The organism is Adhaeribacter aerolatus, from assembly GCF_007991635.1.
Taxonomy (GTDB): domain Bacteria; phylum Bacteroidota; class Bacteroidia; order Cytophagales; family Hymenobacteraceae; genus Adhaeribacter; species Adhaeribacter aerolatus.
Genome location: NZ_BJYS01000007.1, coordinates 166,640 through 187,098, shown reverse-complemented (window position 1 = coordinate 187,098; position 20,459 = coordinate 166,640). Strand labels below are relative to the sequence as shown.

Below are 20,459 nucleotides of genomic sequence, written 5' to 3'. Positions count from 1 at the left end.
ATGTACGATATAATTATTGACAGTATTTTTCGCCAGGATGTAATTCAAGGCCTATCTGCTCCAGAAAAGTACTTATTGCCAAAATATTTTTACGATGCCAAAGGCGATTACCTGTTTGGGCAAATCATGCATTGTCCTGAATACTACCTTACGCGGGCAGAAACAGAAATTTTACGCGATTATAGTGGGGCCATCCTGCAAGCTTGTTGGAGCAGCCAAAACCCGTTGGCCATTGTGGAACTAGGGGCAGGTGATGCTACTAAAACCAGGTATTTGTTGCAGGAGGCCTTGCGTCTCCAGTACAGTAAGCTGTATATTCCGATTGATATTTCAGAAAATATAATTGACTACCTCCATACCAGCCTTCCGGCCCACTTACCGGGTATGCAAATAAAAGGCTATTGCGGAGAATATTTACCAATGCTGGCGGAAGTACAGGCTAATGAACCTGCCCGCAAGCTGGTGTTATTTCTGGGATCATCCATTGGGAATTTATTACCCCAAGAGGCGCTTACGTTCTGCCAACATTTATATGCCTACCTCAACGCCGGGGACTTTGTGCTGATGGGGTTTGATTTAAAGAAAAATCCCCAAATTATCCTGAATGCGTATAACGATAAAGGCGGCCTTACGCGGGCCTTTAATCTTAATCTTCTAAACCGGATTAACCAGGAATTAGGCGGTAACTTCCAACCAGATAATTTTATGCATTACCCGGTTTATGACCCCATGACCGGCGCCTGCAAAAGCTACCTGATTAGTACCTGCGCGCAACAAGTAACCTTAGATAATGGAATTTATTTTGACTTTGCCCAGGACGAACCAATATACATGGAGGTGTCGCAGAAATATAGTGAAGCGGAAATTAACCAAATGGGCCAGCGGGCAGGATTTAAGCCGGTACAAACATTTCTGGACAGCCAGCGGTTATTTGCCGATGTGCTTTGGCAAAAGGTTGAATAAACAGAAAAAGTATTCACTGTAATAGTCTTGTGGACAATTAGCTAGCCAGTATGAAAGCTGCTGTTTTAGATAATCCGGCGGGTCCTAAAATTTTTAGATAGTGGCTAGCCCTGTAACTACTCCCCAGGAAAGGCAGGTTTTAATTAAGGTGCTTCTTTATAACATAGTGAAAGTTCAAGCACACACATAATATAGTTACGAAAGGAAAAGCATTTAAAAATATAAAGGCTTTTGTTAGGTGAAAATCTAATGTGCAGTCTGTTCAGAGGCCTTCACTTTAATCTCTGAAAAATATTGCTTCTCTTATTTCAACCAATTCGTCTTAGGCAGAGGACCTGCCTGGATGTTGATATAGCTATTTTCTTCTTACCAGTCAACACTTTATAAAGAACAAACAAGCATTTTGTGGTAATCAAACTTTTGATATATTCTTCAATTTAAATATAATTATAAGAAATATATAGGAAAGGAAAAAGCATTTATATATTTTGCTACGAAAAGAAACGAAAGATAATAGTTATTTTTTTCTGTTAAATAAATATTGGCGTAATACACTGCTATTCTTATTTTAACTGGTTTCTTAGAAAAGTATCAAATACAAATTGCATTTGCTATATATTAATGAAAAAGAGAAGCTTTTTACTTTTACCAGTTGTTTTTTTTAGTAGTTGCTCTAATCCGCAGCGAACTATCCAGCAAACGCATTTAACTTCTTCGGCAAGTTCTGTGGACCAGAATAAAGTAATACTTGCAAATAAGCCGGCTTTATCTTCAGAAAGTACCAAAACTAAATATCAGTTATCCGGCCATCCGCGGTTATTTTTTACGCGGGAAGAAGAGCAGGAGATTCTTCAAAAAGCTAAAAACAATATTTTATTAGGTCAGTTAATTGAAACTTTAAAGAACGAAGCTGAAATTTCTTTAAACACTACTCCTCAGGTTTACAAGCCTAATGTTCAGCTTTTACAAATTAGCCGGGAGCAGGTTAAACGCTTACTAAATCTGTCAATGGCGTACCGTTTATTTAAAGATGAACGCTATGCAAAGAAGGTAGAAGCAGAATTATTAAATGTAAGCACTTTTCCGTCCTGGAACCCGAACCACTTCCTGGATGTCGCCGAAATGACTACGGCAGTTGCTATTGGTTATGACTGGTGCTACGATTACCTGAAGCCTGCTACCCGGAGTGCCGTTGAAAAGGCCATTTTGGAAAAAGGATTTGCGCCGGCCTGGCCCATTTATGCTAAAACCGAAAAAACACCTTTTAACCGCGAAAACAACTGGAACATGGTTTGTAACGCTGGGTTGCTAAATGGGGCTATCGCGATAGGTGATAAATATCCGCAGGAATTAGAAAAAATATTAGATTACGCCGTTAAAAATACACCTAATTTACTCGAATCCTTTGCGCCCGAAGGTGTTTTTAACGAAGGCCCGGGTTATTGGGGTTACAACGGCATGTATATGTCGCTTTTTTTCGATAATTTAAACCGTAACTTCCGGAATGACTTTGGGTTAACCCAATTTAAAGGTTTAACTAATACAGCCAACTTTTATAAGGCTATAATTGGCCCTTCTAACCGCTCATTTAATTTTGGCGATGCCGCTCCTCTGGAAAATATTGATTATAGCGGTACGCTGTTCTATTTAAGTAAATTATATAAGCAACCAGAAGTTGCGGCTTTTTACCGCGGTTTAATTTCAACTGAACTGCAGCGATATAAAGCCCAAGGAAAAAATCACTTTTCCCGGTTTTTCTTTTTATCTATTCCGTGGTTTGATGATACAGTTGTACCCAACCAGACAAAAGAAGAAAAACTAACCGTGTTTAACGGGGTTACCGATTTCCTTATTTTTAACGGCGATAACACCAGAAATAAAAGCCGGCTTTATTTAGCGGCAAAAACCGGGAAACCGAGTTGGTCGCATAACCAGTTAGATGTAGGTTCATTTGTAGTAGATAGTGAAGGCGAACGCTGGGGAATAGATTTAGGTCCGGATAATTACAGCTTACCTAGTTTCTGGGATTACAAGCCGGGCGGGGTTCGCTGGAAATATTTCCGCAACTCCAATTTATCGCACAATACCCTTTCTATTGATGGTAAAATAACCAACTCAGATGGGCAGGGAGAGTTAGTGCAGGTAAATAAAAATAGCCAAACCCCTTTCGGAGTTTTTGATATGACCTCCTCTTACCAGGACCAGGCAGCTTCGGTTTTACGTGGGTTTAAATTATTATCACCGGATGCCATTCTAATAAAGGATGAGATTAACCTCAAGGATAATGCTCAAGAAATCTCCTGGCGGTTTTTAACGGAGGCTGCCGTTAGCATAAAAGATAATACGGCTACTTTATCGCAGAACGGAAAGAAGTTTTATATCCGCTGCTTGCTTCCCAAAGGTTATACCATGCAGGTTTTAACCGCTAAAACCAATACTCCCGACGAGAAACCCATAAAAGGAGTTAGCATTCTGGACATTAAGGTAAATGCTGCAACAAAGGCTGTTTCCATTCCGGTTGTTTTAGGCAGAAATATACCAAATATACAGACGGCCGCCGCTGCTAATCTTGCTCTTAAAGATTGGCAATAACCAAAGCAAATGCATCTATCCACCATTTATTAATAATTATTATCATGCAGAAAACAATTACAAAATTGATAAGGCCTTTAGGCCTTATGATTACCGTTTGTAGTTTACACCCCCCCACATTAGCCCTGAATAACCAAGCAGGATTAGTTGCCGCTAATTATAATACCTTTGATAAAGTAAGCTTTAAGTATGCAGATATTACAGTTACCGGCAAAGCTACCGATACCAGAGGAGACGGATTACCCGGCGTAACCGTTGTATTAAAGGGAACAAGCAACGGCACTACTACCGACCCCAATGGTTCGTTTAAATTAAATATTCCCGAAGCATCGGGCACCCTGGTTTTTTCATTTATTGGTTATGCTTCCCAGGAAGTATCCTTGGGCGGCCGTACTACCCTGAATGTTACCCTGAAGGAAGATGCCAGAGCGCTCGAAGAAGTAGTAGTGGTAGGCTACGGCACGATGAAAAAAAGTGACCTGACCGGTGCATCCTCTGCCATTAAAGGAACAGAATTAAGAAAAACGCCCGTCCCTACAGCTGCCGAAGCCATCACCGGCAGATTAGCCGGCGTACAGGTACAAACCACCGATGGGCAGCCCGGAGCCGATATTATGCTTAAAATCCGGGGCGGCACCTCCGTTTCCCAGGATAATTCCCCACTTTATATTATTGACGGGTTTCCCTCCGAACGGGGTTTGGTACAGATTAGCCCCAACGACATCGAACGCATCGATATTTTAAAAGATGCTTCCTCCACGGCTATTTACGGCGCCCGGGGTGCTAATGGCGTGGTACTGATTACTACGAAAGGTGGCAAAGAAGGTAAAGTTGAAATAACCTACGATGGCTATGCCGGTATTAAAAAGTTCCGCAGGAAACTAGATGTGCTTAGCCCGTACGAATATGCCGTTTATCAGTATGAGCGTACCCGGACCGGAGGTACCGCGGCGCAGGAACAGTTTTTGAAGCGATATGGCACGTGGGAAGATTTAGAAGGCTACAAAGAGGCGGAAGGAATTGACTGGCAGGATAAAACTTTTGGGCGGAACGCTTTTCATCAAAGCCATAATATTGGCATCAACGGCGGCACTAAAACCACGAAATACCGCATTGGTTATTCCCGCGACGATGAGCAGGGGATTATGGTAGCTAATGGCTACAGCCGCGATTATTTTAAATTGAAACTGGACCAGCAGGTTACCGAAAGGTTAAGTTTATCTACCAATATTTTGTATTCGCAGCGCACTACCAAAGGCGCCGGAACATCGGGTACCCAGGATAAAGGCCGGTTAAAGAATGCGGTTATGTACCGCCCTATTTTGGGTTTAAACGAATCGAACGATGATTTGGAGAACCTGGAATACGATCCGGAAGTTTCGCTTTCTAACCCGATTACCCAGGCCGAAGCGCAGTACCGGATGAAGTTTAATAAAAACACAGTTTTAAACGCCAGTTTTGATTACAAGCTGACCGATGCCTTAACTTTCCGGTTGTTAGGCGGCATGAACCTGGACTTTGACCGGAACGAGGAGTTTGATAAATCCGGCAGCAGCGATGTGCGCAGCCACGGCGGTCCTTTTGGCGGCATTGAAATACGTGATGCCGGTAAATACAATAACACGGCGCTGTTAACCTATAAAAAAACCTTTAATACCAAGCATGAAGTAAATGCCTTAATCGGCCAGGAATATGTGTATAATAAATACCAGATGGTGGGGGCTTACTCCTCTATGTATGATAACGACGATATTGGTATTAATAACTTGGCTTTAGGTAATGAGCATGCCAAACCGCAATCCAGAGAAGAACACGAAAAATTGCTTTCGTTTTTTGGCCGGGTATTTTATTCTTTTAATAACCGGTATTTATTTACCGGTACGGTCCGGGCCGATGGTTCTTCCAAGTTTATTGGCGCCAACCGCTGGGGATATTTCCCATCTCTATCTTTTGCCTGGCAGGCCAACGAAGAAGAATTTGTAAAAAACTTAAATATTTTCTCTGATTTAAAGCTGCGCTTAAGTTATGGGGTAGCCGGAAATAACCGGATTGCCAACAATCGGTACAGTTCTACCTTTACCAACGCTTTTTACGCTGCCGACGGCACTTCGCTTAGTGTCGGTTTAATTCCGAACTCGGTGGCTAATCCAAGCTTGAAATGGGAGGCGACTTATTCGCGTAATGTTGGTTTCGATTTTGGCTTCTTTCAGAACCGCATCACCGCCAACGTAGATATGTACTACAACGACACGAAAGACTTGTTGTTAAATGCTAATATTCCAGCATCTTCGGGTTATACAACCCAGTTTAAAAATGTAGGTAGTACCCAAAATAAAGGTATCGAAACCACCCTTACTACCCGTAATATTCAAACGGCAAAATTTAACTGGACTACTGATTTTAATATTTCCTTCTTCAAAAGCAAAATTACCGGTTTAAACAAAGAAGCTGATTTTGAACAGGAATCTGCTTTGTACCCTTCTAATTATGCAATTAATATTTACGATTACCTGGTGAAGGTAGGTGAGCCTTTAGGGGTTATTTACGGTTATGTTACCGAAGGATTTTATGGCGTAGATGATTTTAATTATGACAATGCTACCCAAAAATATACCTTAAAAGATGGTATCGCTGCCTTGTCTTCGGTAGATAGAAATACCGTACAGCCCGGCGATATTAAGTTTAAAGATTTAGGTGGCCAGTTAGATGCCAATGGCAACCCAACCTTATCCGACGACGACGACCGTACTATTCTGGGGCGCACCAATCCTAAATTCTTTGGCGGGCTTAATAACACCTTTACCTATAAAGGTTTCGATTTAAGCGTGTTTATGAATTTTAGCGTGGGCAATAAAATATTAAATGCGAATAAAATCCTCTTCACAACTGCTTCCAATGATTATCAGAACGTGTTGGGCATCATGCGCGACCGGTTCAGAACCATTAACGACGAAGGTCAGATTGTAACTGATCCGGATGCCTTACGGGAATTAAATAAAGACGCTACCATCTGGAAATGGCAAGGAGGTTTACCGCGCTGGACCCATTCGTGGGCGGTAGAAGACGGCTCGTTCCTGCGGATTAACAATATTACATTAGGTTATACTTTGCCTGCGAACTTCAGCAATAAAATATTTATGAAAGGTTTACGGGTGTATGCCACCGCTTATAATATTTATACTCTAACTAATTATTCTGGCTTTGATCCGGAGGTTAATACCCTGCGCTCTTCCCCCTTTACGCCCGGTGTTGATCATAGCGGTTTTCCGAAGAGTTTCTCTGCCATTGCCGGATTTAATATAACTTTTTAATCTAAATCGATAATGAATACTAAAAGAATAAAAAGCATATATATCATGCTGTGCACGATAACCTTATCGTTCATGTCGTGCGAAGATTTTTTAGAAACCCCGCCCGTATCAGATTATTCTTCGGAGAATCTTTTCCAAACTGTGGAGCAGGCCAGAATGACCACCTATGGGATTTATTATACTTTTACCCACGATATATATTCCCGGTCTATGAATACAAATGTATCGAACGATACAGATGAAATGCAATGCCAGGGCTCGGCCGATGCAACCGCCAGAAGGGTTATTGCGCGTTATAATACCACGCCCAGCAATACCGGTACCGATCTCAAGAAAATATTCGACCGCCTATATGCCGGTATCGAAAGAGCCAATATTTGCATCGAACGGATTCCGAAAATGAATTTGTATACCAATGGTACCGAAGCAGAGAAAAATGAGTTAAAGCGCTTTTATGGCGAAGCTTTAGCCTTGCGGGCCTATTACTACTTTGATTTAATTAAATTGTGGGGCGACATTCCCTTCAAAACTACCCCTTCGCAAGCCGGGGAAAACTTTTTCGTGGACAGAACCAGCCGGGATATTATTTTCGACCAGATTATCCAGGATATGAAGCAAGCGGTAGATTTGGTTCCGTGGCGGAAAGATGTTGCACCGCAGGCCCGTTGGACGAAAGGTGCTGTTAAAGGAATGTTAGCCCGAATTGCCTTACACGCGGCCGGTTACTCTTTGCGTTGGGATTTAGAAACCAAGGGCAATATTGGCATGCGTACCCGGCCCGATGCCGCTAAAATTCAGGAATATTATCAATTGGCCCGTGACCAAACCTGGGATGTTATTAATGACCCGGCTAAAAATCACCAGTTAAATCCAAGTTTTGAGAATATCTGGCGAACCTTATGCGGACAACAATTTGACAACCAGTATGGCGAAAGTATGTTTGAGATTGGTTTCTGGAACCCAACCGGTGAGCAGGCTGGTAATGGTTATATCGGTAACAAAATTGGTGTACCTGTAAATTCAGCCGTTATTGCCACTTTTGGCAAAGGCGGTTCAGAAGTAAGAGTACTACCTACCTATACCTTATCTTTTAAACCGGAAGATAACCGCAAAGCGGTTACCGTTGCTGATTTTAACATAGATGCAACCGGAAAAAGGGTAGTAACCAACCGGATATTTGAATATAATCCGGGGAAATGGCGAACCTGGTGGGCAACCCGCAAATCTACCGGCGACTATACCGGCATTAATCATATATTATTACGCTATTCCGATGTATTGTTAATGTTTGCCGAAGCAGATAGTTGGCTTAAAAAGTCTTCTACTCCCGAAGCAATTAACGCTTTAAAACAAGTGCGCAAGCGGGCATATAAAGGCAAAGAAGCGCTAATTGATACTGAAACTTATCCGACTGATTTTAATGGTTTCTTAAATGTGCTGGTTCAGGAGCGGGCCTGGGAATTAGGAACCGAAGGTTTGCGTAAATGGGATTTAATCCGGTGGAATAAATTAACAGAAGTGCTTACGGCCACCCAAGCAGCGTTGAAAAAACTTGGTAATGATACAACGGTTCCTTTATATGTATACTACCTGCCTGTTGCGGATCCGGAGCAGGATAATCCGAAGGTATTCGGGAACGCTACTACCATCCCGGCGCCTTATAGTACCCAAGGCTACATCAGAGCCGATTACCGTAACGGGTTAAGTTCTAACGTAGGCTTCTTTGCGCAGGGCTTTGAACCAAATAAAGATGAACTCTTCCCCATCATGACGGCTTCGATCGGCGAAAACCCGAGTTTATCGCAGCATCCTGGCTTCTGATAACATTTATACTTGTTAAATAAGCAATAACAGCCGATAACATCCGGCAGCGTTTCTATAAGGTGAAATCAAAATTTTTACTTTATAGAAACGCTGCCCGATAGTTTTTCTAAAATCTAATCCGCCTAAAGTAGAATACTAAAAGTATTACCCGGCCTATAATATTACTTGTTTTATAAAAGATGACTTTTGAGCTTAAGATATCAGCCAGTCTAAAATCATATTCATCACCCTCTATCATGCAAAAAAGAACCTGTCTGTTATTCTTTATATTTTTCCTATTGTTCAATCCCGAATTTATTCAGGCCCAATCCACTAAATACCTCTTTCCTGAAACGCCCGGCATGGTGTCTTATACATATCGCAAAAGTTTTCAGAAAGACGTTGCCGCCACGCTGGATACCCTTAAAGGCTTGGGAATTACCGATATGGAATTTTCTAATTTATTTAATAAATCTGCTGCCGAATTAAGAAAACTGCTGGATGCACGGAATATCAAGTGCTCTTCTATGGGCGTTAATTACGATGTTTTGATGAATAAAACCCAGGAGGTTGCGCAGAATGCCAAAACCCTGGGGGCACAATATGTTCGGGTGGCTAATATTCCGCACTCCGGCATTTTTAAACTGGAAGATGCCCGGAAAGCCGTAAAAGATTTTAATAGTGTAGGCAAAGAACTGAAAGAAAAGCATAATCTTATTTTTGTTTACCATAATCACGGCTTCGAATTTCAGCCCTACCAAAATGGCACCTTGTTCGATTACCTGTTAAAAAACACCAACCCGCAATATGTAAGCTTCGAATTAGATATCCTCTGGGCTTTTCATCCGGGGCACGACCCGGCAAAGCTTTTAAATACCTACGGCGACCGGTTTAAATTAATGCATCTGAAAGATCTGCGGAAAGGCGTTAAATCTGATTTAACGGGTCATACTTCCCCGGAAAATGATGTGGCTTTGGGTGCGGGGCAAATAAATATTCCGGAAGTATTAAAAGCCGCTAAAAAAGCGGGCATTAAACATTATTATATAGAAGACGAAAGCTCATTAAAGAGTGTGCAGGTGCCTAAAAGTATAGCTTACCTGAAAAGGTTGACTTATTAATAATACCGGTAAAAAATTACATTACCCCAATTAGTAAAAGCCCTATTATACCACAAATGATTAGCAGGAGAGAATTTCTGAAGACGGCCGGTACACTCACATTAAGTGCTTGTTTATTGCCGGACATAGCCCGAGCAGCCCTGGTGAAAAATCCTGGTATACAAGTATATTCCGTTAAAAAGGAGATTACCGAAGATGCCGTAGGAACCTTAAAAAAGCTGGCCCAGATAGGTTATAAAGAAATAGAAACTGCTGGTAAAGCAGGAAACTACTATTATGGCCTTAAGCCAAAAGAAATAAATAAAATATGCCGGGATTTAGGAATGCGCGTACGGAGTGGCCATGTGCATATAAATGAAAACTGGCAGCAAACCATTGATAATGCCGGAGAAGCCGGCCAGCAATATATAATTTGTTCTTCTATGCCTTCCCGCGAGCCATCCATCAGCAACTATCAGCGCACTGCCGAAGGATTTAACAAAGCCGCCGAAGCCTGTAAAAAAGCAAATATTGTTTTTGGCTACCATAACCATGAGTATGAATTTGAAAAAAAAGACGGCAAAATTTTATACGATGTACTGCTCCAGGAAACGGATGCGGATTTAGTAAAAATGGAATTGGATTTAGGTTGGGTAGCTGCGGCTGGTCTGGATCCATTTTATTATTTTGAAAAATACCCCGATCGCTTTCCTTTGTGGCATTTAAAAGACATAAAGAAAACAGAACTTAAAAGCACCGAACTAGGCACCGGCCGCCTTGATATTAAGCGATTGTTTCAGAAGGCTGAAAAATCTGGTATGAAATATTTTTTTGTAGAACAGGAAGATTTTACCACTTCTCCGCTTGCTGCTGCCGAGTATAACTTAAATTATTTAAAAGGGCTGAATTATTAATTCCATTAGTATTAATAATTTATGGTAAATTAAATTTATTCCAAAATCCCCTGTAATCCTGCCCTTTAAACGGGTTATGTATTGTTTGTCATAACAGTGCAGAAGAGGTAATACCTCTAAATTGCACTAACAGTAAAGATAACCCATACTGGCAAATCATAATTTAACCGAAAGATTAAGCCTATCACAAAGGCTACTTAATACTGTTATCAAGTAGAGAATGTGCTTCAATGATTGTGGTTAGGTTGAGCTTGTCGAATCAGCTAAATCTAGTTTTACCGAGGTTTAATGGATTGTTCGGCGGCCAATTGTATATTTTTTAGCCCAGATCCTGTTTTATACCACTTAGTGAATATTGCATTCCGTAGCAGGCTGACAAACGACTTTACCCATCGGTATTCTCCGGAATTCGCAGAATTCCAAAAGAATCTTCTGCATGGGTTAAAATACAGGTTACAAACCTAGATGGGTATTTACCTGTAACGCCTTCTATGCATAAGATTCCTGCGGAATGACGGTGTTGAGGAAATGGTTTTATGGAAGCTCTTTTTTACTATCTGGTATTATAAGGCTATAAATTCCTATCTCTTAAGAAATGTGGCTATAAACTGAGTAACTTACAAATTCTTAAATAAAGCTCATTAAGAATAAATGGAAAGAGGTTTGCAATGATAGTTCTACTAACCAACCTGTCTGTTTTTATACTATAAGTTTTTTAGTTAAAGAATATTTCCGATTTACTTTATTATATTATTATTTTCTTTCTCTTTAATAAATCAAGCTATATAAAATTTACTAAAGTAAGCTTAATGCAGCATGAATTTTATTTTTGAAAGGAATCGGGTTAAATATTAGGTTTCACAATATTAAAAATAATATATTATACCCTTGTTTATTATATTTATTTTTGTTTCCTTACTATATTTATTGACCTACTTTGCTTTGCTGCTAATTATTCTATTATAAAACTATTATTATTTCCCAGCATAGATAATTAATCCTTTTATCAGGTCATTAGCAATCGCGGAGGCAATTTCATTTACTGCCTCTTTTCAGCACCCTTATTTTAACTTAATAAATATATTATTATGAGAAAAAGTTTACCCCTGATTCTAGCCTGGCTGTTTTTAGCAGTCTTTAACACAGTACCGGGTCTGGCTCAGGTGCTGGCAATAGCCCGTCCTGATAACCTGCCGGAAGCGCTCAAAAACCATAGTCTGGTAAAAAGAATAGCAGCAGCAGACCAGAACGTCACCGGAACAATTACCTCAAAAACTACCGGCGAACCTTTGCCCGGGGTTACAATTGTACTTAAAGGCACTACTAATGGTACAACTACCGGTTTAGACGGTAAATTTTCTTTGTCTGTTCCGAGTGCCAATGCTAATGGCACCCTGGTTATTTCTTTTATTGGGTATTTAACGAAAGAAGTGCCAGTGCCGGCTTCCGGAAATATTGCAGTTGCTTTAGAAGATGATAGTAAAACCTTAGGCGAAGTAGTGGTAGTGGGTTATGGTACCCAAAAGAAAAGTGATATTACCGGCGCCGTAGCTTCTATTTCGAAAGACCGGCTGGAGATGTTACCCAACGTAAATGTTGCCCAGGCCATTCAAGGCGCCGTACCGGGGGTTATGATCCAGACTGGCTCTGCCGGTGCGGCTCCCAGTCAGGCCCTCATGATTCGGGGACGTAATTCCATAAAGGCAAGTAATGATCCTTTAATCGTGGTTGATGGCATACCATATAGTGGGCAGATTAGTGATATCAACCCCAATGATATTAAATCAATCGAAATCCTGAAAGATGCTTCTTCGGCGGCTATTTACGGATCCAGGGGTGCCAATGGGGTAATTCTTATTACTTCCAAAGAAGGAGTCGAAGGCAAAGCCACTATCTCTTACGATGGTAAATATTCTATTCAGGAGGTTTCTAATATGCCCGACCTCATGACCGGCCCGGAGTTTTACCAGTTTAAACTACAGCGTGAACCAAATAATATTACCCAAACCGAAAAGGAAGTTTACGAGTCAGGCGAATGGACCGACTGGGCTGACCTGGCTACGCGTACTGGCAGCAGTCAGCAGCATAACCTTTCGGTATCCGGCGGCACGGCCAGTGTAAAATATTATGTGGCCGGCGGCTTGCTAGATGTAAAAGGAGTGCAGGTAAACGATAACTATAAGCGTTTAACCAGCCGGGTAAACCTGGATATTAAAATAAACAAATGGCTTAAATTAGGTACCCGTACCAATTTATCTTATGAAGATAAGAGCGGGCAGGCTCCTTCAACGGGGGTGCACCGGATGAATCCCCTGACCCGGCCCTTCGATGAAAACGGCAATCAGAAAATTTACCCGTGGCCGGAAGATATTTATTTTGAAAATCCTTTGGAAAACCTCCTGTTCGAGGATAAAGATAAATCTTACCAGGTAGTAACCAACAATTATGCTATAGTAGAGGTGCCTTTTGTGCCGGGTTTGAGTTACCGGGCCAATTCCGGTATTCGCATGCGGGCCGAAGACAATGCGTATTATGCCGGACGAAACACCGGAACGGGGTTTGAAGTGGGCGGACAATCTTCTACCAATCGGGCAGAAAGCAAAAATATTATTTTCGAGAATATTTTCTCTTATACCAGAGACTTTGGCAAGCATAATATTTTTGCTACCGGCCTTTATAGCTTCGAAGAAAATGAAAGTGGCTCTAACCGGTTAAATGCAAGGGGCTTTCCGCACGATTTCCTTTCTTGGTATGCCGCGACCCAGGCTAAAATTATTACGCCTTCCTATACTTATGACAAGACTTCCCTCATTTCGCAAATGCTGCGGCTGAATTATTCCTACGACAGCCGGTATCTTATAACGCTTACTGGCCGCCGCGATGGATTTTCGGGGTTTGGCTCTGAGCGGAAATGGGGTGTTTTTCCATCGGTGGCACTGGGCTGGAATATTGCCAATGAAAAGTTCTTCCCCTGGAAAGATAAAATGAACGAGCTTAAATTAAGAACATCCATCGGATTAAACGGAAATCAGGCGGTAGGTGCCTACGAAACCATTTCAAAACTAGGCTCTTATGACATTATTGCTAATAAAGCTACCTTGCCGGGTTATGTTCCCATTGCTTTAGGTCAAAATAATCTGGGTTGGGAATCGTCCAGAACAATGAATATTGGCTTGGATTGGGGCTTTAACCGGGTTTTCGGCGATATAAACCTGTACAAAACCAACACCACCGATTTGTTACTCAACCGGACCATATCGCCGGTACACGGCATAACGGCCATAACTCAGAATATTGGAGAAACGGAAAACAGAGGAGTTGAGGTTTCGGTTACTACTACTAACATCGATGCCAGTCGTTTCAAGTGGACCACCTCCGGAAACTTTTCTTATAACCAGAACCGAATCCTTTCTTTATATGGCACGCTGGATGAAAACGGCAATGAAATAAATGATGTAGCCAATGCCTGGTTTATAGGCCAACCCATCCGGATTAATTATAATTATGTAATGGCCGGCGTTTGGCAATTAAACGAAGCAGAACAAGCTAAGCAATGGAAGTCGCAACCCGGCTTTGTAAAGTTTAAAGATGTAAATGGCGATGGTTTGCTAAGTGCCACCGAAGACCGCGAAATAATTGGTCAGCAAGATCCCAAAGCGCTTTGGGGTCTTACCAACTCTTTTTCCTACGGCAATTTTAAATTAACCGTTTTTGTGCATGGGGTGCATGGGGTAACCAAAGCCAATGAATTAATGGTGGATGATGTGTACGAAACGGTGCGCCGGAACACCATCAAGAAAAATTGGTGGACCTCGGAAAACCCCACCAATGACTTTTACATGAATCATAAAAATGCCAATATTTTGGGAGGCGACGAAAGTTCTAATTTCTATTATGAAAATGCCAGCTTTGTTCGCCTGAAAGATGTTTCGCTTTCTTATGATCTTCCCCCAGGCTTGTTAGGTAAAGCCCACATTGACCGGTTAAGAGTGTATGTTACCGGCCGTAACCTATATACCATTACCGATTGGCGGGGTATGGACCCGGAAATTAACGATCAGCGCGGTACGCCAATGCAAAAAGAATATGTGTTAGGCCTAACCCTGGGATTTTAAGAAATATTTCGAATTGATTTATTAAAAGGAAAAAAATGAATTTAAATATTAAAACCGGTTATAAAATGGCCATGCCGCTGCTCATGCTGATGATGTTCGGTTGTGCCCTGGATACGCTAGACGAAAAGCCGCCGCATTTAATTACGACTAATACCCTTTACACCAGCCTGGCCGGATTTGAAACTGGCTTAAACGGACTGTATGGTTTGGTAAGGCAGGAGCGGGAAGGCAGTGAGGGCGCAACGCTGCCTTATACCTCCAACCCCAATGCCCTGCGGGTAGAATTGGCTATGAATGGCACCGATAACATGTGCACCAATGTGGCCGATAGATTTAGCATTGTGGCTTCTTTATGGGGCGAGCGCAATAGCCCGGGCAATGTACAGATTACTTCTAATTTTATCTGGCTTTATACCACCGTAAATGCGGCCAATACCATTATAAACCAGGCCGAAAGAGGCAAAAACAACGATTGGACGGGTGGCGGGGGCAACTCCGAAACAAATAAAAACCGGGTAATTGCCGAGGCCAAAGCGCTACGGGCTTGGGCTTACCGCCATTTAACCTATGGCTGGGGCGATGTGCCCTTAAACCTGGAGGAATCGCTGGGCTCGACCATAAAAACCGATTGGGAAAGGGCGCCGGTTGCAGTCGTCCGGAAACAAATTATCTCGGATCTGGCATTTGCTGAGAAACATATTCCCGTTGAACCTGCTGTAAGAGGAAAAATAAGTAGAGGTGCCGTACAGCATTATTTATCGGAAATGTACCTGGTTATGAATAAGCCCGACAGTGCGCTGTACTGGGCCAACCAGGTAATTAATAATCCGGCTTACAAGATAAAAACGGCGCGTTACGGAAAAAATGCCAATGCTCCGGGCGTTGCTTTTATGGATATGTTTCAGGATGGCAACTCTAACCGCGAAGAAGGCAACACCGAAGCTTTATGGGTTTGGCAATTTGCCAATGGCATTGGTGGCGGGGTAAATATTATGCGCCGCTGGCACATGAGCCAATACGACCTGATTACTATAGGTGGTGTACGGCCATTAAAACTGACCGTGGAAAGAGGCGGCAGAGGTGTATCCCGGTTTACCCTTACCAAATGGGCCATTGATCTGTACGAGCCCCAGGATGAAAGAGGGTCAAATTTTGCCATCAGAAAATTCTTTACCCTAAATAATGCCGCTGCCAATGCCCCCTGGCCGGCCGACCTGTTGCCGCCCGGTTATGCTTATGGCGATATGATCAAAATGAATTGGAGTCAGCCTATTACCCCTACCTTTAACAGTCGGGCTGATTGGCCCTATTCCCGCAAGTTCGATGGCACCGACCCGGCTAATCCTTCCGGCTCTTCGTCCTTTAATGATCAGGTATATCTCCGGCTGGCCGAAACCTATCTTCTAAAAGCCGAAGCACAATTACTACTCGGCTCTGCGGCCGGCGCCGCCGAAACCATTAATGTTTTAAGAAGGAGGGCCCACGCCAGTGAAGTGGATGCCAGCAAAATAGATATAGATTTTATCCTGGACGAAAGATCGCGCGAACTGGTATTGGAGGAGCACCGCCGTTATACTTTATTAAGAACAGGAAAATGGTTAGAAAGAACCAAGTTGCATAACCTGAACGGTGGCCAGTTTATAACCGAAAGAGATAAACTTTACCCAATACCAAAATCGGTTATTGACGCTAACTTAACCAAAAAAATGACGCAGAACCCCGGATTCTTATAGTTTTCTGATTAATGAAAGGTATTGTGAGAACTTATCTCGTCTGCGGTTAACCGCAGACGAGATAAGATTTATTAATTTATTCAGCAAATAGAAAAAAGACTACTTAACTAACAGTTACATGCAGCTAATCAAAAAAAATGATATTTGGAAAATATGTTTTATTATTCCGTTAACAGGATTTTTATTTTCCGGTTGTCATTCTATAAATTATAAGAAAGAAGATTTTAAGACTGCTTTTGAAAACGGCAAATTAGCCAATGAATCTTACGACCGTAGCCTGCGGCTTACGCATGCCTGGGTACAAAGAAAAGACAGTGCCAGTGGATTAATTCCGTCTAACTTCACTAAAAAAAAAGATGTTTGGGAGCCGCACAATGCCGGGGCCGATAACTACGCTTTTATGGTATTAACCAGTTATCTGCTGGATAAGGAATTATTAAACGGGGAGATGCTGCAAATGCTGAATCAGGAAAGAAAGCTTACTTCCCGCATAAAAAGTTTGCCCGACACCTACTCGTTTTCAAAAAGAAGTTTTGACACGGCCCAACCAGACAAAAACTGGATTGTTTTCGGGACTTCAGAATATATTAAAGATGGTTTAGTACCCTTAACCGAATACATGGGGCCCTCTCCCTGGCGTGATAGAATGATGGAAATGCTGGGAGATTTGCCTGAGGTTTACAGTGTCCTGAAAAATATTGACCAGTTGGGCGATTACAAGGTGGCCTCGGAGGAGGTTAACGGCGAAATGTTGCAAACACTTTGCCGGGTTTACTGGATGACCGGTGATGAAAAATACCTGGATTGGGCCATTAAAATAGGAGACTATTATCTGAAAGGAGAACATGACCTCACGCAAATTGATTATCTGAGGCTCCGCGACCATGGTTGTGAAATAATTGGCGGGCTAAGTGAGTTGTATGTAACCTTGCATTACTCCCGGCCCGAGATTAAAAAACAGTATCAACCGGCCTATTACCGATTGCTGGATAAAGTATTAGCATCCGGAAGAAATGAAGACGGCTTATTTTATAATGCCATAAATCCCAAAACCGGAACCCCGGCCGATTCCAAAACAGCCGATACCTTTGGATATGTCTTCGATGCCTATTACGCGGTGTTTCTGGTAGATAAAAAAGAAGAGTACCGGCAGGCGGTGCTTAAGGGACTTAGGAGTTTAAAAAAGAAGTACCGTAATTTTGAATGGGAAGGAACCAGTCATGACGGTTATGCCGATGCCATTGAAGGTGGCATTAACCTGTATAACCGCGAACCCGAAAGTTCTTTGAAAGAGTGGATAGACAGCGAAATGAAGGTTATGTGGGCCATGCAAAAAGAAGATGGCATTGTTGGCGGCGGTTGGCCGGATGGTAACTTTTCCCGCACCAATATTATGTATAGCCTCTGGAAAACCCAAGGCACACATGTATTACCCTGGCGGAAAGATATTATCCTGGGAGCCGAAGGGAACAGCGACACCCTGAGAATTGCCCTCTCGGCCGTACAGAAATGGCATGGCAAATTAACTTTCGATTATAAGCGACACAAAGAGAACCTGCATTTACCCATCGATTACCCGCGCCTGAATCAATTTCCGGAATGGTTTACCGTTGACAAAGAAGCCAAATACAATTTAGAAATAGTAAATCAGAACAAACAGCAGGTTCTTACGGGAGAACAGTTGATTAATGGCATTCCGCTGGAATTAAACCAAAACGAGGAATATCATATAGTGGTCACCCGCCGGTAATTCTGATATTTATTACATTTGCTATCTGCCAAGCTTTTTTTCGTGCTGGTAAATAAAAATACAATGCAAGGCTGTTGTATAAAGATAATTTATGAAAATAAATATTTATGCAAAATGGGAGGCGCTTTGTTTAAGCCTATTGTACTATTATCAAGTAAATAAAGCGTTTAAAATATTTCAGCCAGGTTTAGCTTGTCGAAAAAGCTGAATCTATTTCTATATAATTTTAATAAATCATTCGGAAAATGCAGGGTAAAAAAATCTTTTTTTAAGCACCGTATTTATTTGATTATAAGTAAGTGGAAAGTTATAAGTAATAAGTTTTAAGTATGTAAACTACTGAAATAGACATCTTTATTGAAATGTGTATATCAAAGTAAATTTGTCACCTTACTTATTACATTAAAATATTGGGTGAATGTACGCAAGAAGTTGGTTAAGAAATACTAGTAAAATATTAATGAATAAACCTTTAAGTTCCCTCTTATTAATTTTTTGCTTCCTGGCTGCAGCGTGTTATAAAAACTCCACTGCTACCCGGAACAGGCCAGGTAAGACCAAATACACAACTATCAATACGCCGGTAGAGCGGCAGTTTACCCTCGACAGCACTACGGTAGGAGTAAGTACTATTATTTCGAACTTAAATGTGGCCTGGGAAATTGCCTGGGGACCAGATAATTGGATTTGGTATACCGAACAGAGCGGAACGGTAAGTAAAGTAAATCCGGCTACGGGTGAGAAGAAACTAATGCTTACTATACCCAATGTTTACCGGCACCGGACCTTGGGTTTGTTAAGTATGGTGCTGCATCCGCAAATGAAAAAAAATCCTTATGTATTTCTGAATTACACTTATCAAAAAGAAACCAGACTGTTTTCCAAATGGGTGCGGTATTCCTATGATGGGGAAATATTGAATAATCCGGTTGTGCTGTTGGAGTTACCGGCGGATGTAGGGCATAATGGCTCCCGGATTGTGATTGATCCGGACGGTAAACTTATGCTGGCTACGGGTGATGCTGACGTAAACAACAATGAAAAGAACGGTGGTAACGCCCAGAATGATGCTGTTTTAAGTGGTAAAATACTTCGCTTAAATATAGATGGGACTATTCCAAAAGATAACCCGGTTCCGGGTAGTGCCGTTTGGGCCAAAGGATTTCGGGTGCCGCAGGGCCTGGTGTTTGCGGCTAATGGCAATTTATACAGCGCCGAACATGGCCATCTTACCGATGACGAGATAAACCTGATTCGTAAAGGCGGTAATTATGGCTATCCGAAGGTGGCCGGGAAGTGCAACTTACCCCACGAAAAAGAATTTTGTGCGACGCATCCGGTTATAGAGCCTTTAATGGCCTGGACACCCACCGTAGCTACGGCCGGCATCGACTATTATAATGCTACGGCTATTCCGGAATGGCAAAATTCTATTTTGGTTACCACCCTCAAAGAAACGGATTTTCGGGTATTAAAGCTTAACAAAGCCGGTGATACGGTGGTAGCAGAGCATATTTACCTGGACCAGGAGTTTGGCCGTTTGCGCGATGTTTGTGTGTCGCCGGACGGTGACATTTACATTTCGACCAGCAACCGCGACTGGAATCCGGCTAGTGGTTTTCCGCAGGCAAATGATGATAGAATAATTCGGTTATTTAAAATAAAGCCGGGAAGTACGTTTGCTGAAAATGTTAAACAGATTAACGCTCCGCAGGTTACAAACACGAAGGCCTCAGCGGTGAGTGCCGGTAATTTAGTTTACAACCAATATTGTGCCTCTTGTCATAAAACAGACGGTAACGGAGTAGCAGAAACTTTTCCGCCGTTAAATGGGGCTGAGCAGGTTACCGGAGATAAAAGCAAGCTTATAAATATAGTACTGCATGGCTTATCCGGACCCGTTCAGGTAAAAAACAAAACCTATGATCAGCAGATGCCAGCTTTTAGTTTTCTCAGCGATCAGGAACTAGCCGATGTGCTGACCTACGTCCGGACGGCATTTGGCGGTAATTCAGGCGCAATTTCAACCGATGATATTGCAAAAGCCCGGCTAAAAGGATCAAAGTAATAGAGCAATCCTTATCTGCTTAGTAACCTGGAAGTGGAGCGGTAAAAGCTGGTAGGAGCCATTGCCATTTTATATGTTACCACGCATAAAGGCTATAGGTTTTTGACTGT

The 20,459-nt window shown here is 42.1% G+C and carries 10 protein-coding genes; all 10 read left to right on the top strand.

Annotated elements, in window-relative coordinates; translation table 11 throughout:
* The 10 genes from egtD (at nucleotide 1) to AAE02nite_RS07070 (ending at nucleotide 20,349) form a co-directional block, all read left to right on the top strand.
* Nucleotides 1-963, top strand: coding sequence for an L-histidine N(alpha)-methyltransferase (gene egtD, locus AAE02nite_RS07115; protein ID WP_146896404.1), 963 nt, complete (start codon nucleotides 1-3; stop codon nucleotides 961-963).
* Between the two features lie 621 nt (nucleotides 964-1,584).
* Nucleotides 1,585-3,555 carry a heparinase II/III domain-containing protein gene (locus tag AAE02nite_RS07110; RefSeq protein WP_146896401.1) on the top strand — a complete coding sequence of 657 codons (1,971 nt, stop codon included), beginning with the start codon at nucleotides 1,585-1,587 and terminating at the stop codon, nucleotides 3,553-3,555.
* Nucleotides 3,556-3,599: 44 nt separating this feature from the next.
* Nucleotides 3,600-6,866, top strand: coding sequence for a SusC/RagA family TonB-linked outer membrane protein (locus AAE02nite_RS07105; protein ID WP_146896398.1), 3,267 nt, complete (start codon nucleotides 3,600-3,602; stop codon nucleotides 6,864-6,866).
* Between the two features lie 12 nt (nucleotides 6,867-6,878).
* Nucleotides 6,879-8,687, top strand: a complete 1,809-nt coding sequence (locus AAE02nite_RS07100) for a RagB/SusD family nutrient uptake outer membrane protein (RefSeq protein ID WP_146896396.1) — start codon at nucleotides 6,879-6,881, stop codon at nucleotides 8,685-8,687.
* A 239-nt stretch (nucleotides 8,688-8,926) separates the two neighbouring features.
* Nucleotides 8,927-9,790: a sugar phosphate isomerase/epimerase family protein gene (locus AAE02nite_RS07095; RefSeq protein WP_146896394.1), complete on the top strand. Its 864-nt coding sequence runs from the start codon at nucleotides 8,927-8,929 to the stop codon at nucleotides 9,788-9,790.
* A 56-nt stretch (nucleotides 9,791-9,846) separates the two neighbouring features.
* Complete coding sequence (locus AAE02nite_RS07090; RefSeq protein WP_146896392.1) at nucleotides 9,847-10,683, top strand: sugar phosphate isomerase/epimerase family protein; 837 nt, start codon at nucleotides 9,847-9,849, stop codon at nucleotides 10,681-10,683.
* A gap of 1,088 nt (nucleotides 10,684-11,771) precedes the next feature.
* Entirely contained in the window at nucleotides 11,772-14,798 is a 3,027-nt protein-coding gene (locus AAE02nite_RS07085) for a SusC/RagA family TonB-linked outer membrane protein (protein WP_146896390.1), read from the top strand.
* Between the two features lie 35 nt (nucleotides 14,799-14,833).
* Nucleotides 14,834-16,531 (top strand): RagB/SusD family nutrient uptake outer membrane protein, encoded by a 1,698-nt coding sequence (locus tag AAE02nite_RS07080; RefSeq protein WP_146896388.1) that lies wholly within the window; start codon nucleotides 14,834-14,836, stop codon nucleotides 16,529-16,531.
* A 118-nt stretch (nucleotides 16,532-16,649) separates the two neighbouring features.
* A complete protein-coding gene (locus AAE02nite_RS07075; protein WP_246150847.1) occupies nucleotides 16,650-18,281 on the top strand; it encodes a glycoside hydrolase family protein in 1,632 nt (543 codons plus the stop codon).
* A gap of 460 nt (nucleotides 18,282-18,741) precedes the next feature.
* Nucleotides 18,742-20,349, top strand: coding sequence for a PQQ-dependent sugar dehydrogenase (locus AAE02nite_RS07070; RefSeq protein WP_146896386.1), 1,608 nt, complete (start codon nucleotides 18,742-18,744; stop codon nucleotides 20,347-20,349).
* Nucleotides 20,350-20,459 lie beyond the last annotated feature (110 nt).

Excerpts from the sequence above, each read along its gene's own strand:
- AAE02nite_RS07075 (WP_246150847.1), top strand. The coding sequence starts at position 16,650 with ATGCAGCTAATCAAAAAAAATGATATTTGGAAAATATGTTTTATTATT.
- AAE02nite_RS07090 (WP_146896392.1), top strand. The coding sequence starts at position 9,847 with ATGATTAGCAGGAGAGAATTTCTGAAGACGGCCGGTACACTCACATTA.
- AAE02nite_RS07110 (WP_146896401.1), top strand. The coding sequence starts at position 1,585 with ATGAAAAAGAGAAGCTTTTTACTTTTACCAGTTGTTTTTTTTAGTAGT.
- AAE02nite_RS07080 (WP_146896388.1), top strand. The coding sequence starts at position 14,834 with ATGAATTTAAATATTAAAACCGGTTATAAAATGGCCATGCCGCTGCTC.
- egtD (WP_146896404.1), top strand. The coding sequence starts at position 1 with ATGTACGATATAATTATTGACAGTATTTTTCGCCAGGATGTAATTCAA.
- AAE02nite_RS07105 (WP_146896398.1), top strand. The coding sequence starts at position 3,600 with ATGCAGAAAACAATTACAAAATTGATAAGGCCTTTAGGCCTTATGATT.
- AAE02nite_RS07100 (WP_146896396.1), top strand. The coding sequence starts at position 6,879 with ATGAATACTAAAAGAATAAAAAGCATATATATCATGCTGTGCACGATA.
- AAE02nite_RS07070 (WP_146896386.1), top strand. The coding sequence starts at position 18,742 with ATGAATAAACCTTTAAGTTCCCTCTTATTAATTTTTTGCTTCCTGGCT.
- AAE02nite_RS07085 (WP_146896390.1), top strand. The coding sequence starts at position 11,772 with ATGAGAAAAAGTTTACCCCTGATTCTAGCCTGGCTGTTTTTAGCAGTC.
- AAE02nite_RS07095 (WP_146896394.1), top strand. The coding sequence starts at position 8,927 with ATGCAAAAAAGAACCTGTCTGTTATTCTTTATATTTTTCCTATTGTTC.